At 72.9% G+C, this 14,424-nt stretch carries 15 protein-coding genes; 8 read left to right on the forward strand and 7 right to left on the reverse strand.

What is annotated here, in order from left to right:
- Positions 1-16: 16 nt before the first annotated feature.
- Positions 17-814 (forward strand): RNA polymerase sigma factor, encoded by a 798-nt coding sequence (locus tag JIAGA_RS27990; protein ID WP_051425794.1) that lies wholly within the window; start codon positions 17-19, stop codon positions 812-814.
- Positions 811-1,923, forward strand: a complete 1,113-nt coding sequence (locus JIAGA_RS32830) for a hypothetical protein (RefSeq protein ID WP_051425795.1) — start codon at positions 811-813, stop codon at positions 1,921-1,923. The genes JIAGA_RS27990 and JIAGA_RS32830 overlap by 4 nt, the downstream gene beginning before the upstream one ends.
- A gap of 138 nt (positions 1,924-2,061) precedes the next feature.
- On the opposite strand, the gene JIAGA_RS35890 is transcribed toward JIAGA_RS32830, so the two are convergent.
- The 3 genes from JIAGA_RS35890 to folP form a co-directional block, all read right to left on the reverse strand.
- On the reverse strand, positions 2,062-4,956 hold the full coding sequence (locus JIAGA_RS35890; RefSeq protein WP_051425796.1) for a helix-turn-helix transcriptional regulator: 2,895 nt from the start codon (positions 4,954-4,956) through the stop codon (positions 2,062-2,064).
- 124 nt (positions 4,957-5,080) lie between these two features.
- The gene (locus JIAGA_RS28000; protein ID WP_051425797.1) at positions 5,081-5,290 is read right to left on the reverse strand and encodes a hypothetical protein; all 210 of its coding nucleotides are present in this window, start codon (positions 5,288-5,290) and stop codon (positions 5,081-5,083) included.
- A gap of 160 nt (positions 5,291-5,450) precedes the next feature.
- Entirely contained in the window at positions 5,451-6,263 is an 813-nt protein-coding gene (gene folP, locus JIAGA_RS0106685; protein WP_051426602.1) for a dihydropteroate synthase, read from the reverse strand.
- Between the two features lie 109 nt (positions 6,264-6,372).
- On the opposite strand from folP, the gene JIAGA_RS28005 reads away from it, so the two are divergent.
- Positions 6,373-6,807, forward strand: a complete 435-nt coding sequence (locus tag JIAGA_RS28005) for a DivIVA domain-containing protein (RefSeq protein ID WP_245597122.1) — start codon at positions 6,373-6,375, stop codon at positions 6,805-6,807.
- Between the two features lie 13 nt (positions 6,808-6,820).
- A complete protein-coding gene (locus JIAGA_RS0106695) occupies positions 6,821-7,267 on the forward strand; it encodes an SRPBCC family protein (RefSeq protein WP_035812189.1) in 447 nt (148 codons plus the stop codon).
- A gap of 750 nt (positions 7,268-8,017) precedes the next feature.
- On the opposite strand, the gene JIAGA_RS0106700 is transcribed toward JIAGA_RS0106695, so the two are convergent.
- From JIAGA_RS0106700 to JIAGA_RS0106710, 3 genes are read right to left on the reverse strand one after another with little or no spacing between them, the layout of a single operon-like run.
- Positions 8,018-8,605, reverse strand: coding sequence for a DNA-3-methyladenine glycosylase I (locus tag JIAGA_RS0106700; protein WP_026875073.1), 588 nt, complete (start codon positions 8,603-8,605; stop codon positions 8,018-8,020).
- Complete coding sequence (locus JIAGA_RS0106705; protein ID WP_026875074.1) at positions 8,595-9,395, reverse strand: enoyl-CoA hydratase/isomerase family protein; 801 nt, start codon at positions 9,393-9,395, stop codon at positions 8,595-8,597. Before JIAGA_RS0106705 ends, JIAGA_RS0106700 begins: the two co-directional genes overlap by 11 nt.
- On the reverse strand, positions 9,392-10,198 hold the full coding sequence (locus JIAGA_RS0106710; protein ID WP_026875075.1) for a PaaX family transcriptional regulator: 807 nt from the start codon (positions 10,196-10,198) through the stop codon (positions 9,392-9,394). The genes JIAGA_RS0106705 and JIAGA_RS0106710 overlap by 4 nt, the downstream gene beginning before the upstream one ends.
- A gap of 184 nt (positions 10,199-10,382) precedes the next feature.
- Between JIAGA_RS0106710 and JIAGA_RS33720 the strand changes: the two genes are divergently transcribed.
- The 3 genes from JIAGA_RS33720 to JIAGA_RS0106725 all read left to right on the forward strand — a co-directional run bounded on the left by JIAGA_RS33720 (position 10,383) and on the right by JIAGA_RS0106725 (position 12,657).
- The gene (locus JIAGA_RS33720) at positions 10,383-10,550 is read left to right on the forward strand and encodes a DUF3117 domain-containing protein (protein ID WP_069114398.1); all 168 of its coding nucleotides are present in this window, start codon (positions 10,383-10,385) and stop codon (positions 10,548-10,550) included.
- Positions 10,551-10,663: 113 nt separating this feature from the next.
- The gene (locus JIAGA_RS28010; protein ID WP_211239542.1) at positions 10,664-12,301 is read left to right on the forward strand and encodes a leucyl aminopeptidase; all 1,638 of its coding nucleotides are present in this window, start codon (positions 10,664-10,666) and stop codon (positions 12,299-12,301) included.
- A gap of 14 nt (positions 12,302-12,315) precedes the next feature.
- Positions 12,316-12,657 (forward strand): hypothetical protein, encoded by a 342-nt coding sequence (locus tag JIAGA_RS0106725; protein ID WP_026875076.1) that lies wholly within the window; start codon positions 12,316-12,318, stop codon positions 12,655-12,657.
- 104 nt (positions 12,658-12,761) lie between these two features.
- Here the strand turns inward: JIAGA_RS0106725 and JIAGA_RS0106730 are convergent, their stop codons facing one another.
- A complete protein-coding gene (locus tag JIAGA_RS0106730; protein ID WP_026875077.1) occupies positions 12,762-13,649 on the reverse strand; it encodes an alpha/beta fold hydrolase in 888 nt (295 codons plus the stop codon).
- A gap of 66 nt (positions 13,650-13,715) precedes the next feature.
- On the opposite strand from JIAGA_RS0106730, the gene JIAGA_RS0106735 reads away from it, so the two are divergent.
- Positions 13,716-14,393 carry a winged helix-turn-helix transcriptional regulator gene (locus JIAGA_RS0106735; protein WP_026875078.1) on the forward strand — a complete coding sequence of 226 codons (678 nt, stop codon included), beginning with the start codon at positions 13,716-13,718 and terminating at the stop codon, positions 14,391-14,393.
- Positions 14,394-14,424 lie beyond the last annotated feature (31 nt).

Here is a 14,424-nt window from a genome sequence, read left to right on the forward strand (position 1 = left end):
TGGACACGAAGCGATCATGAGCACCCTGGACGCACCGCCCGACGACCATCTGTGGTCGCGGGCACGCGGGGGCGACCCCGCCGCGTTCGGTGAGCTGTTCACCCGGCACTCCACGGTGGTCTACAACTACTGCTTCCGGCTCACCGGCAGCTGGAAGACGGCGGAGGACCTCACCTCGGTGGTGTTCCTGGAGGCCTGGCGGCGGCGGGAGGACGTCACCGTCGAGGGCGGCACGTTCGTTCCCTGGCTGCTCGGCCTCGCCTCCAAGGTGGCTCGCAACAGTACCCGGGCGGTGCGGCGGCACCGCCGGCTGCTGGCGAAGCTGCCACCGGCGGTGATCGCCGGCGGCGCCGACGACGACGTCCGTCCCGGCCCGGACGGTGCCCCGGCCGAGCCCGACGGCGTGTCCGCCGGCGCCGACGGCCTGCCCACCGACGCGGACGGCGTCCCGTCGGGAAGCACGGCACGGGAGGGTGTCCTCGTCGGCGCCGGATCGCTCGACGGTGCCGCCTCCCCGGACGGCGCCGACGCGGACGACGCCGACGCCACGGATTCAGAGCGGCGGATGAAGCAGATCCTGCGGGTGTTCCGGCGGCTGCCCAAGCAGGAGCAGGAAGTGCTCGCCCTCTGCGTTTGGGGCGAGCGCACCTATGCCGAAGCAGCCGTCGCGCTGGGCATACCCGTCGGCACCGTGCGGTCGCGGCTGGCCCGTGCCCGCGCGCACATGGAGCGGCTCACCGAGGCCGCCGCCGCGAAGACGCGCGGTACCGAGACACGACCTGGCTCCAGAACCGAGGGGGCGCGCCACCGATGAGTCCGACGAGTACCGACCTCGCCTTCGACGTGCCGCCGCGGCGCGAGCTCCCGCCCGACCGGCAGGACGCGATCCGGCGGCTGCTGGAGGAGACCGTCGCCCGCGGGGTGGCGCCGGCCCGGCAGCGCAGTACGCGCGTCCGCCAGGTGTTCTGGCCGGCGGTGGGCATCGTGGCGGCGTCGGCGGCGGCCGCGGCGGTGTTCGTGGTCGCCGACCCGGGCACTCCTGGTGGCGAGGTCGTCCACGCCGCCACCCCGCCGGTCCTGGCCGTGGAGCTGGGCGTCGGTCAGCCGGCCGGGCAGCAGCTCAGCGCACTGGCCGCGAGAGCGAGCGAGCCGGGCGTCCCGGCCGAAGACGCGACCGTGCGCACCGAGAGTTGGCTGCTCGCCGTCACCGTCGACGGCGGGGCACAGGACGCCGGCGAGGGTGCGGAGGCGACCATCGGCGAGGCCGCCGGCGCCCCCGCGGACGCCCCCGCCGAAGGCGCCGTGATCAGCCTCAGCGGCGGCGCGGAGACCGGTTCGGAGGTCGTCACGTCGGCGGTCGTGCCGGTCGTCAGCGAGCGCACGTTCCGCGCGGACGGCTCGGTGCATCTGCGCGAGGAGCACGGCCAGCCGCGGTTCCCGAACGAGGAATGGGACGAATCCGACTTCCCCACCGAGCCCGGCGAGGTACTGGTCGACCAGACGTTCGCCGCGGGCGAGCTGCCTTCGGCCTACCCGGAGCCGCTCGCCGCCGACCCGCTGCGGCTGCGCGAGCAGTTGCTGGCGGTGTGGCCGGAGGCGGAGGATCCCGCCGCGGCCCTGTTCCAAGCCATCCGCGAGGTGCACGGCGAACGGGTCGTCACCGCGGACGTCCAGGCGGCCACACTGGCCATGCTGGCTCGCGAACCCGACGTGATGGCTCTGGGCGAGACCACCGACCGGCACGGCCGTGCGGCGGTCGCGTTCGGCACGGATAGCGACGACTCCGGCCTCGAACGCCGGTACGTGCTGCTGATCGATCCCGACTCGGGACGGCTGCTCGGCTACGAGGAGCTCCTGACCGGCGACCCCGGTGCGCTGGACGTCGAACCGCCGGCCGTCACCGCGTACACCGTCTTCGAGTGACGCCCCGGAAATGATCACGTTCGGCATGGGTCTTCCTGGTCCACCAGGAATGCTTGCCTGGTGGAGCGGGCACACCCATGCCGAATGTGATCATTTCCGGGCTACCACGGTGAACTGGGCGCCGTGACGCAGCGGCGTTCAGCCGGCGTCGACGAGGCCGGCTCGGTGGGCGACGGCGGCGGCCTCGCCGCGTCCGGACACCCCCAGTTTGGCCAGGATGTTCGACACGTGCACGCTGGCGGTCTTGGCGCTGATGAACAGCTCTGCACCGATCTGGCGGTTGCTGCGCCCGGCCGCCACCAGCCTGAGTACTTCGCGCTCGCGGTCGGTGAGCGCGGAGAGCGGGCCGTCTCTGTCCGGCCCGGCGGTGGCGGGCGACCCCAGCCGAGCCCGCCTGCCGAGGTCGGCGATCCAGCCTGACACCAGCCCGGCGCCGAGCCGGTCGGCGTCGTCGGCCGCCTGCCGCAGGGTCGCCGCGGCTGCCTCCCGGTCGCCGAGCGTCACCTGCGCCTGAGCCAGTCGGTATCCCGCGTACGGACGCAGGTGGGCCGGTCCGCCGGCAGCGTCGACCTCGTCCAGCACCCGCGTCCACGCGTCCGGGGCGGGACCGTCGAGCCCGGCCAGGTGGGCGTCGGCGAGACCGCGCCACAACGCCGCCGGCCCCCAGTCGCCGATCGCGTCCAGCCGGGCACGCAGCCCCGCGGCGTCCGCCCGGGCGGCGTCGTCCACGGCGCCGTTGTCTCCCAGGCCGCCGCGCAACTCCAACGCCCAGGCGGCCGTCGCCAGTAGCGGCAGGTCGTAACCGGGTTGGGGGCGCGGCGACGCGTCGACGGCGGCGATGATCTCGGCCCAGGCTCGGTCCGGCTCACCCCGGACGATGGCGACCTCCGACCACGTCTGCGCCAGTGCCAGGACATACTGCGGACCCGGGTGGCGGCCGGTTTCGCGGTGGCGGATCTCGTCGGCCGTACGCGTGGCCGCCGCGACGTCGCCGCGCCACAGGGCGAGCCAGGCCTGCAGCCGCAGTATCTGCCAGCCGTGCCGGCCCGGCGGGTCGAGCTCGATGCCGCGCGCGATCAATCGGCCGGCTGTATCCCAGTCGCCCAACGCCAGTAGCGGCTCGATGGTGTTGCCGGTGAGCATGGCGCCCAGCGTGCGGACCAGACCGATCCGGCGTGTGTGGTCGATGCCGGAGCGGGCAACGTCGACGGCCTCGCTGTAGCGGCCCAGCAGATGGAGCGCGTCGGAAAGGTTGATGTGGTAGTTGACCAGCCATTCCGGCCTGCCGGCGGCCAGCTCACCCGCGGTCCGCAGGGTTGCCAGACCGTCGTCGACCTGGCCGAGCTGCACCTGCGAGGGCCCGAGGATGACGTGCGAGCGGAACTCCGCCTCCGCCTCGCCTGTGGCCTGTGCCAGCGCCCGCGCCTGTTGGGACACCTCGACGGCCTCCTCGAGGCGCCCCTCCATCATCATCCTGGCTCCCAGCTTCTGCATCAGCCGGGCACGCATGGGGGTCGGCGGTTCGGCGGGAAGGAGGTCGAGCCCACGCCGGATGAGCTCACCGGCGCCGGGACGGCCAAGCTCGCCGAGCAGGTTGCCCTGGAACGCCAGCAACCTGGCCAGCCGCTGGGCGCCGACGCTCGGGGTGGCCTGCGCCTCCTCGACCGCGGCGTCGACGAGCGCCAGAGCCCGTTCCATCTCGCCGGCGTTGTTGGCGGCCGAACCGGCCCGCGCCAGCAGCTCGACATGGTCGACGCCGGCCTGCTGCTCAGGGTCGCGTATCCGGTCCCACAGTTCCAGCGCCCGCTCCAGGTTGTGCTGCGTCTCCGCGTGCGCGGCGGTGGCCCGGGCCTCGGTGGCGGCGCGCAGCGAGGCGACGAACGACTTCTCCTGCTCGTGCGCGCACGACCAGTGGTGCGCGACCTCGGCCATCACCCCGCGGCCGGCAGGGTCACCGGAGGCCGCACGCTCCTCCAGCGTTGCGGCATAGCGGGAGTGCAGCCGGGCGTGCTCGCCCGGCAGCAGGTCGTCGTGGACGACTTCGCGTACCAGAGCGTGCCGGAAGGCGTAGCCGTCGCCGTCGACCCGCAGGAGGTTCGCCGAGACCGCCTCCCGCAGGCTTGCGTCCAGAGTGTCGGCGTCGCGGTCGGCGACGGCGGCGAGGAGATCGTGGCCGACGCGGGTGCGGCCGACGGCCAGCAGCCGGACCAGCTGCTGGGCGTCGGGGGAGAGTCGTTCGACCCGGACGAGCAGCAGGTCACGCAGTGACTCGGGTAGGTCGGCGCCGGCATCGAGCCCCGCCAGCTGCTCGACCAGGAACGGCACGCCCTCGCTGCGGGCATGCACGCGTCGGACGATGCCGCGGTCGGGGGTCTCGCCGATCAGCCCGGCCAGCTGTTCGCCGACCTCTTCCTCGGTGAGCCGCGGCACCTCGACCCGGCGCACCGTCCGGATCCGCTCCAGTTCGGCCAGCAGGGTGCGCAGCGGGTGCGTGCGCACCATCTCGTCGGTGCGATAGGTGCCGACCAGCAGGACGCGAGCGCTGTTCAGCGCCCGGACGACGAACTGCAGCAGCTGGCGGGTGGACCTGTCGGCCCAGTGCAGGTCCTCGATGATCACCACCAGCGGCTGGTCGGTCGCGGCCTGTTCCAATAGGCCGGTGACGGTCTCGAACAGCCGGCCCTGACCAGCGGCGACGTCGTTGGGTTCGACGCCCAGCTCGGGCAGGAGGCCGGCGAGCGCGGAGCGTCCGGGTCCGGCGACCTCCATCAGGCGAGCGGCGCCGAGCTGCGCGGCCAGGTCACGCAGCGCGCCGGCGACCGGTGCGTAGGACAGGCCGTCTCCGGCGACGTCGACACATTGGCCGACGACGACGCGGGCGCCCCGCGCGACCGCGTCGGCGGCGAACTCGGTGACCAGCCTGGTCTTGCCGACACCGGCCTCGCCGCCCAGCAGGACGGTGGCCGGGGCCCCGTCGACGGCGGTGTCGAACGCGGTCCGCAGCTGAACGAGCTGGACCGTCCGACCGACCATGACGGGACTGGTGGCTGCCGACCTCACGGGTCCATCCTGCTACGCGGACGGCGCTGGCCACACACGGGGAACGTCAAGAGGACCCGGCGCCTCGTCGGCGCCGGGTCCTCCTGGACGTGTGCTGTCACACTGCGTGGCGGCCTCGCTGCCGCCGAAGAGACGTCCGCAGCAGGCTGAACGGCCGCTTCGGCGTGGCCTGGGTAGTGGATCGCTCGGCGGCGGTTCGCTTCGCGGCGCGCAGCGCGGTCCGGGCCAGCCGGTCGGCGGCTGCCTCGGCTCGCAGCTGCGTCCCACGCTCGTCGTGCATCATCTGAGCGATGTAGTCGCTGCTCATGACCGGACCTCTTTCGTGAACCCGTGTTCTTCCGACACTGACGAGTCTGGTCCGTAAGGGGTGGTCGCCACATGCGGCGACTGCCTCGTCTTCGCTGCTGAGAGGGGCCTTACGTCGCCCTGAGCGAGTGGCGTCCGGGCCTAAGGGTGGCTCAGGTACCTCAGGTCAGCCCGCGCCGCGGCGCGATGGGGGGCCGGTTCCCCTGGATGGCGGCGACCATGTCGAGTACCTGGCGGGTGGCGGCGACGTCGTGAACCCGGAACACCCGGGCACCGTGCCAGGCGGAGACGGCGGTGGCGGCCAGCGTCCCCGGCAGGCGCTCGTCGACCGGCAGGCCCAGCGTCTCGCCGACGAAGTCCTTGCGCGACAGGCTCACCAGCACCGGCCAGTCCGTCGCGACCAGTTCGTCGAGGCGGCGGGTCAGCTCCAGTGAGTGGTACGTGTTCTTGCCGAAGTCGTGGGTCGGGTCGATGAGGATGCTCTCGCGCGGCACGCCCAGGCCGACGGCCCGCTCGGCCAGCGCGACGGTGCTGGCGACGACGTCGGCCACCACGTCGTCGTAACGCACTCGATGCGGCAGGGTCCGCGGCCGCATGCCGCCGGTGTGACTGCAGACCAGGCCGGTGCCGTGCTGCGCGGCGACGGCGGCGACCTCCGGGTCCGAGCCGGCCCAGGTGTCGTTGACGAGGTCCGCGCCGGCGCGGCACAGCGCGTCCGCGGTGCCGGCGCGGAACGTGTCGACGCTGACCGCGACGTGCGGATACGTCTCGCGGATGGCGGCGACCAGGCCACCGGTGCGGGCGATCTCCTCGGCCTCGCTGACCGGTTCGCCCGCGCCTGCTTTGACCCCGCCGACGTCGATGATGTCGGCGCCCTCGGCGACCACCTGCTCGACCCGGTCCCAGGCGCGCTCGAACGCGAACGTCGCGCCCTGGTCGTAGAAGGAGTCGGGGGTGCGGTTGACGATGGCCATGACGGCGAACCGGCCGACCTCGAACGTCGACCTGCCCAGGCGAAGGGACCCCACGGGGTAAGCCTCGCACGTGTCAGTGGCCGGGGTGACGTGGAGGCGGGCTTCGCGCGTGGCACGATCGGATGTCATGGTCGTCGTGTTCGTGATCCTGGCCGCCGCCGTGCTGTTCGGCGCCGTCGTGGTGGTGCTCGGCCGAGGCGACCTCCTGGAGCCGGAGGTCCCGCTGGGCGCCGAACGGTTGCTGCCGGACGGCGAGGTCGACGCCGACGACGTCCAAGGCGTGCGGTTCGCGGTGGTTCCGCGGGGGTACCGCATGGACCAGGTCGACACCATCCTCGATCAGCTCGAAGGCGCGCTCGCCGAGCGTGACCGGCGGATCGCCGAGCTGGAGTCCCGGCTGCCGGGCGTCCGCCCAGCTGACCGCTCCGCGCCGAGCGGGATGACGCTGCCGCGACGGCGTCCGGGAACGCCCGGCGCTCCGACCGCTACCGACGCTCCGGCCACTCCCGGCACCGCGGGCGCTCCGGCCGCTCCGGGCGAGTGAACGGCCCGGGCCGGTGAGCGCCGTCGTCGCGGTGACGCGGACCGTCCCGGCCCCGGCCGAGCATGTGTGGCGGGTCCTCACGGACTGGCCGGCACAGACCGACTGGATGCCGCTGACCAGGGTGCGGACGGTGGGCGACAGCTCCGGCCACGAGGTCGGCGCCCAGATCGAGGCATGGACCGGAGTGGGCCGGGTCGGTTTCCTCGACACCATGGTGGTGACGGCGTGGGAGCCGCCGACCCGCTGCGAGGTGCTCCACACCGGCCGGGTCGTTCGCGGTCCAGGGATCTTCGCCGTCACCGCGCTGGGCGCGCGCCACACGGCCGTGACCTGGAAGGAGCACCTGGACCTACCGCTGGGCCGGCTCGGCCGGGCGGGCTGGCCCGTGGCGCGACCGTTCGTGCGGGCTGGGCTGGCGATGGCGCTGCGCCGGTTCGCCTCGTACGCCGTGCGCCACTAGAGGGTGCGGCACGGCGGCAGTCCGCGGATGCCTCCCTGGTGGCCCGCTCACGGGCAGCCCTTTCGTGTACTTGTCGGCTGCGTGCAGGTTTGAGGGCGTGTGCGCGTTCAGTTCGTGGGCGCTCGTGATCGGCCGGTCACACGCTGGTGACCAGGTTCGATGCCGAGGTGGGTCCGAGGGGCGCGGGCGGCGGGCGGGTGCGGCTCGCGGGCGGGCTGAGCGTTCGGGCGCAGCTCGGTGCGCGCCGGGTTCGTCGGCAGCGCGATCGCTGAGGGCGCGCCTGCTCTCAAACCTGCACGCGGCCGGCCGGTACCTCTCAGTGCCCGCCGCCGGGAGCGACGACAGGAGCCTCCCTCGTGCCCATCGGGGCTGGCCGCTCGGCCGAGGCGTGTCCGGCGCGGTTCTCCCCATGCCACCCGTGCTCGGGAACGAGCCGCAGGTCCGGGCATTCCTGCGTGTCGCGGCTGGTCTGTTGCACCCCCACCCCGCTGGCTCGTACTCGAATCGGTGGCTCGTACTCGAATTTCTTGCCCATACCGCCCGCATTCCGCGCGCATCTGCAAGATATTCGAGTACGGAATCGCCCCGCGAGCACCACCGCGACCGCACGGTGCCCACCGATGGAACGGGACGGGAGAGCCGTGGTTGATCACCTTGGACCGGCCGAGAGGGCGCGTTCCTCAGCTGAGGACGCAGATTCGCGCCGCCGCACCGGTCCGGAGCGCGCACCACGCGGCGTACGGGGACGGGTCAGCGGGCGACGCAGCTGGCGAGGTGGTCGTTGACCAGCCCGGCGGCCTGCATGGTGGCGTAGGCGGTGGTGGGCCCGACGAACACGAAGCCGCGCTTCTTCAGCGCCTTGGCCAGTGCCACCGATTCCGGCGTGGTGGCGGGAACATCGGCCAGTGTGGCCGGTGCGGCGCGACCGTCGGGGTCGGGTGCGAACGACCAGATCAGCCGGTCGAGGGCGCCGTCGCCCTCGGCGTCGCGCAGTGCCACGAGCGCGGTGGCGTTCGTGATGGCAGCGGTGATCTTGGCGCGGTTGCGGATGATGCCGGTGTCCTGCATCAGCCGTTCGATGTCGGCGTCGTCGTAGCCGGCGACGGTGGCGGCGTCGAACTGAGCGAACGCCGTCCGGAAACCTTCGCGTTTGCGCAGGATGGTCAGCCACGAGAGCCCGGACTGGAAGCCCTCGAGGGTGAGCCGCTCGAACAGCGCGGCATCGCCGTGTACCGGACGACCCCACTCGTCGTCGTGGTAGGCGAGGTAGTCGGGGGTGCTAACGCCCCACGGGCAGCGCAGCCGGCCGTCGGGCCCGGCGACCGATTCAGCGGCCACGGAACACCGGCTTCTGCTTGGCCAGGAACGCCCGGACGGCGTCGAGGTGGTCGGCGGACTCACCGGTGCGTTGCATCATCTGGGCCTCGTGCTCCAAGGACTCGTCGAGATCGTGCGTGGCCGACACCTCCAGGGCCTGGCGCAGCGCCGCGTACGCCAGCGTCGGGCCGGCGGCCAACTGCCCGGCCAGCTCCAGCGCACGTGGCAGTACGTCGGCCGCGGGGACGACCTCGGTGGCCAGCCCGAGCCGCAGCGCCTCGGCGGCCGGTACCGTGCGGGGGAGGAACAGCAGCTCGCGGGCCTTCGCCCAGCCGACCAGCCGCGGCAGCGTCCACGAAGATCCGGTGTCGGACGACAGCCCGATGGCGGCGAAGGCGAGGTTGAACCCGGCGGAGTCGGCGACGATGCGCAGGTCGCAGGCGAACGCGTACGACGCTCCGGCCCCCGCGGCCACGCCGTTGACCGCCGCGACGACCGGTTTCGGCATGGTCAGCAGCGCACGAACGGTGGGGTTGTAGTGCTCGCGGACGGTGGTGGCCAGCCCGGAATCACCCGCTTCCAGTGCGGCCGCGTGCTCCTTGAGGTCCTGCCCGACACAGAACGCCTTGCCCTCGCCGGTGAGCACCACCGCCCGGACAGCGGGGTTACCGGCGGCGGCCACGATGGTGTCGCGCAGCGCTTCCTTCGTGGCGGTGTCGAGGCTGTTCATGGCCTCGGGCCGGTTCAGCGTGATGAGACCGACGCCGTCGTCGACCTCGTAACGGACGGGCTCGGCACGGACCGGCGTCACAGGGCGGCCTCCTTCGTCGAACTGACGGCCAGGCAGGTGTTCACGAACCGGGCGGCGGCGGGCTGCAACCGCGCGGCGTGCTGGTCGAAGAACGAGGCGGCGTCGTCGCCGGGCCACACCTGCGGCAGCAGTTCGCGCGGCAGGCCGGGATCGGTGAACAGGAACTTGCGCCATTCGTGCACCAGCCGGCTGCGCACCGCGAAGGCCTGCTCGTCGCTCGGCTGGGCCGGCACCGACGACAACAACGCGCGGGCGTCGGTCAGCCAGCGCAGGTAGGAGCGGCCGACCGCGTCGAGGTCCCAGGCCCGCCGGACCAGCTCGGCGTCGTCACCCTGGTGCCGTGCGCTGAACCGCTCGGCGTGGATGCCTTCGGCCTCGAGCAGCGACACCAGCTCCGGCGAGGGGCGCGCGGCGATCCAGGTGCCGTCGCCGACCGGCGCATACCCCAGATAGGCAAGCCCGTTGCGCAGCCGCTCGCGCACCGCCCGCTGGGCCGAGCGCTCCGGGACGACGACATGCCAGCGGCCGTCCCACGTGCCGTGGCCGTCGGTGCGGTAGATGCGGGAGGCGGCCTCTTCCAGACGGCGGGCGGCCCGTTCGGTGAGGGCGTAGCCGGACGCGGCGTGGATGCGGACCGGGCACAGCCACCCCTGCTTGACCATGCGCGACACCGCGGTGCGGACCGCGGGCGCGGCGATACCCAGCGGAGCGAGCAGCCTGACCAGCGCCGCGACCCGCGCCCGGCCGCCGCGAGCGCGCAGGTGATCGCCGTAGAGGTCGAACAGCGCTGATCTGGCGTTCACAGTTCCCCATCCTGCCAGGCCGGTACGACAGGCTCCGAGAGTGAACGGTGTCGGGACAAACCGACGGCGGTATCCCCGCCGCGACCAACATGCGGGATAATGACCTCCATCGTGACGCACACGGTCGTGCCTCCCTGGCAAATCAGGGGGTTCGTGTGCGCCTGAAGAAGGAAGGGGTGCGCGGATGGCGGCGATGAAGCCGCGGACTGGCGATGGGCCGCTCGAGGTCACCAAGGAGGGGCGCGGAATCGTGATGCGTGTCCCGATCGAGGGTGGCGGTCGTCTGGTCGTCGAGCTCACTGCTGACGAGGCCGGCGCGCTGGGTGATGCGTTGAAGGATGTTGTCGGCTGACGTGTCGTTGCCGTGAGCATTACATAGGTGCCCTCGTCCGGCGCCGTGAGGTGCCGGACGAGGGCACTACTCTGCCCAGATGGGTACCGGGTGACGGGTGACGAGGAGTTCGCGTGTCAGGTGAGAGCACAATCCGGCCGACAGAGGTCGTGACGGACGCCCGGCCGCTGCTGGACGCCGAGTGCGGCGTGGTGGCGCTGGCCGTGTGGCCGGAGTCCGGCGGGCCGCGGCAGGACGAGCGGCGGGCCGACGACGCCGTCGGTGACGGTGACGAAGGCGGCGAGACCGAGGACCGCGGCACCGCTCCGTGGATCGGGCCGGGTGGAGCCGAGGTCAGCGAGTCCCTGGGGCTCGACCTGTTCGCGGCGCTGGAGCGGGAACGCGCCACCGGCAAAGCGGGCGAAGTCGTCTCGGTGCCGGTGTTCGGCGAGGGCCGCGGCGCTGCCAGCGTCGACGGCGAGGTCGACGTCACCCGGGTGCTGTTGGTCGGACTCGGCGACGGGTCGCCCGCGGCCCATCGGCGAGCCGGCGCGGCCCTCGCCCGGGCCGCCCGCGGGGTGGACCGGATCGCCAGCGCGGTAACGCTGGCCTCCGACGACACCGCGCTGCGGGCCTTCGTCGAAGGCGTCGTGCTCGCCACCTACGCACTCGGGGGGTTCCGCAGCACGGCCGTGGACGCCGCCCGGCTGCCGCTGGGAACACTGGTGCTGGCCGGTGACGGCGGCCGCGACGACGTGGCCGCCCGCGCGGCCACCATCGCCCGGGGCACCTGGATCGCCCGCGACCTCGCCCAGACGCCGTCCAACGTCAAGGACCCGGAGTGGCTGGCCGGGCGGGCTCGCGAGATCGGGGCCGCGCACCGGCTCGACGTGCGCGTGCGCGACGAGAAGGCGCTGGCCGACGAGGGCTTCGGCGGCCTCATCGCGGTCGGCATGGGGTCGGTCCGGCCGCCGCGGCTGATCGCCCTGCGCTACGAGCCGCCGAAGGCCGGCCGGCACACGCCGCACGTCGTCCTGGTCGGCAAGGGCATCACGTACGACACCGGTGGTCTGTCGCTCAAGCCGCGCGAGGGCATGGTGCCCATGAAGACCGACATGACCGGCGGAGCGGTCGTCATGGGCGTGCTGGCGGCGGTGCGTGAGCTGGGTGTCGACGTCCGGGTGACCGGCCTCGTCGCGGCCGCCGAGAACATGCCCGGCGCCGCGGCCCAGCGGCCCAGCGACGTCATCACGCAGTACGACGGCACGACGGTCGAGGTGCTGAACACCGACGCCGAAGGCCGGCTGGTGCTGGCCGACGCCATCGGCTACGCGGTCGCGGAGCTCGAGCCGACGGTCATCGTCGACGTCGCCACGCTGACCGGTGCGGCGACGACGGCACTCGGCCGCGGCATCGCGGCGTTGTTCTCCGCCGACGACGACCTCTCCGCGGCCCTGCGCGACGCCGGCGAGGCGGCCGGGGAGCGGCTGTGGCGGATGCCGCTGGTCGACGACTACCGGATGGCACTGGACTCGGCGATCGCCGACGTCGCGCACATCGAGACCACCAAGCTGGGCGGCGGTTCCATCACCGCGGCGCTGTTCCTGCAGCGCTTCGCCCGCGACGTGCCCTGGGCGCACCTCGACATCGCCGGCCCGGCGCGTGCGGACGCCGACAAGAACGAGGTGGTCAAGGGCGGTACCGCGTTCGGGGTGCGAGCCCTGCTGTACTGGCTCGAGGCCGGCGCGCCAGCCGGCCCGTCTCGAACCTGACGCTGGAGGACACGATGTACGGACTTTCGGTTCGCTGGTCGCTGGCCGACGCCCCCGCCGGGGTGGACGAGACACTGCGCGACTACGTGCACGGGACGTCGCTGGCGCGGTTCGAGGCCATGGACGGGCTGCGGTTCAAGACCTGGCGCACCCGGCCGGGCGAGTGGTTCGAGGGCACCTACGTCTTCGCGACCGCCGCGGCCCGCGACGAGTTCGCGGCCTCGTTCGCAAAGACCGCGGCGGAGTCGCCGGGCTCGAGCATCATCGGATCGTCGCCGGTGCTGCAGGAGACGTTCGACGTGGTGGCGGTGGCGGAGGGCCAGTCCGGATTCGCGTCCGGCCCCGGCCCCACCTGACCCTTCGCATCCCGCCCCCGCCCGGACCGATCCTTCCATTGATCTTGGAGTAACCGCGGAATCACCGGGCGAATTGTCCGATAGATGCCGACAGAACTCCAAGATCAACCGAATGGCGGGGACGAGGGCGGCCGCGGCGCGGTGTGCGCCACGAGCTCGTCGATGACCAGGTCCCACACCGGCGCCGGCGGGTACTGGTGGCCCATGCCGGGCAGCGCCACCAGTCGCGCACCGGGGATCTCGCGAGCCAGCGCCTCGCCGTGCGGGAGCGGCAGCAGCGGATCGGCGGTGCCGTGCAGCACCAGCGTCGGCGCGGTGATCTCGGCCAGCTTGCCGCGGTCGAGCCCGCCGTCCTCCAGGATCCAGTGGTTGGTCTGGCTGGCCGCGACGTCCGTGGTGCGGTCGTACATGCGGGTCACCACGGCGCGCTCCCGCTCGAGGTCGGGCGGGATGGTGCCGTCGAACGGGCGCAGGCCGGTGAGCAGCGCCTCGATGGCGGCGTCGCGGTCGGACCAGTCCGGCTGCGGCGGCTCCGTCGCGAACAACGCGGCCACCTGCGGCTCCATCGGCGGCAGGTCGGGACGGTCCGGCCCGCCGGGACCCGCGGGGCTGGTCGACTGCAGGGTCAGCGTCAGCACCCGCGACGGATGGACCACGGCGAGCTCCTGTGCGATGCCGCCGCCCATCGAGACGCCGTAGAGGTGCGCCGCCGGCAGGCCGTATCCGTCGAGCACCGCCAGCGCGTCGGTCGTCAGGTCGGCGCCGGTGTAACCGGGTGAACCGGCCGGATAGGCGGTGGACCGCCCGGTATCGCGGAAGTCATACCGGATGACGAACCGCCCGGCCGCCGCGACCCGCTCGCAGAACTCGTCCTCCCAGTAGTCCATCGAGGCCGCCGCGCCGCCGATCAGCAGGATCGCCGGGTCGGCCGGTGACCCGAACGCCTCGGCGCACAGCCGGGCGTCTCCGGCCGGGATCATCCGCTCGGTCATCGTCCACTCCTCGCTATGGAAAATATATCGAGTACTATTCTTCTCATAGCTTGAACGGAGGCGCAAGTGACCCGGACCTACGGCGAAGGCTGTCCGATCGCCCTCTCGCTCGACATCGTGGGCGAGCGCTGGGCCCTTCTCGTCGTGCGCGAGCTGCGGCTCGGCCCGCGTCGCTACCGCGACCTGCAGGAAGCGCTGCCCGGCATCACACCGGCCATGCTGTCGAAGCGGCTCAAGGAACTCGAGGAGTACGGCGTACTGCGCCGTCGCGAGCTGCCGCCGCCCGCGGCCGCCCGGGTGTACGAGCTGACCGAGTGGGGCGCGGAGCTGGAGCCGGTGTTCCAGTCGCTGGCCCGCTGGGGGGTCCGCTCGCCGGTGGTTCCGCTGACCGGCGACGTCAGCGCCGACTCCGTCATGCTCGGCCTGCGCACGTTCTTCACGGCCGCCGATGACGACGTCGGCCCCGAGCCGTGGAGCGCTACCTACGAGATCTGGCTCGACCGCGACGTGTACCGGGTGCGGGTCGTGGACGGCCGGCTGGCCGACCTGGGCCGCGGTGCGCCGGAGGCTGCCGCCGACGTCGTCGTGCGCACCACCAAGGCCGCGTGGCAGGCGGTGCTGAACCGGCGCGAGACGCTGGCCGACGCCGTCGGCGCCGGCCGCCTGGACGTCACGGGAGACGTGGACACCCTCCAGCGCCTCGTCGACGCCCCCGCCCGGCCTGCCACCGCTCCCTCTCGTTGATCTTGGAGTAACCGCAGAATCACGGGGCGAA

The organism is Jiangella gansuensis DSM 44835, assembly GCF_000515395.1.
GTDB lineage: Bacteria > Actinomycetota > Actinomycetes > Jiangellales > Jiangellaceae > Jiangella > Jiangella gansuensis.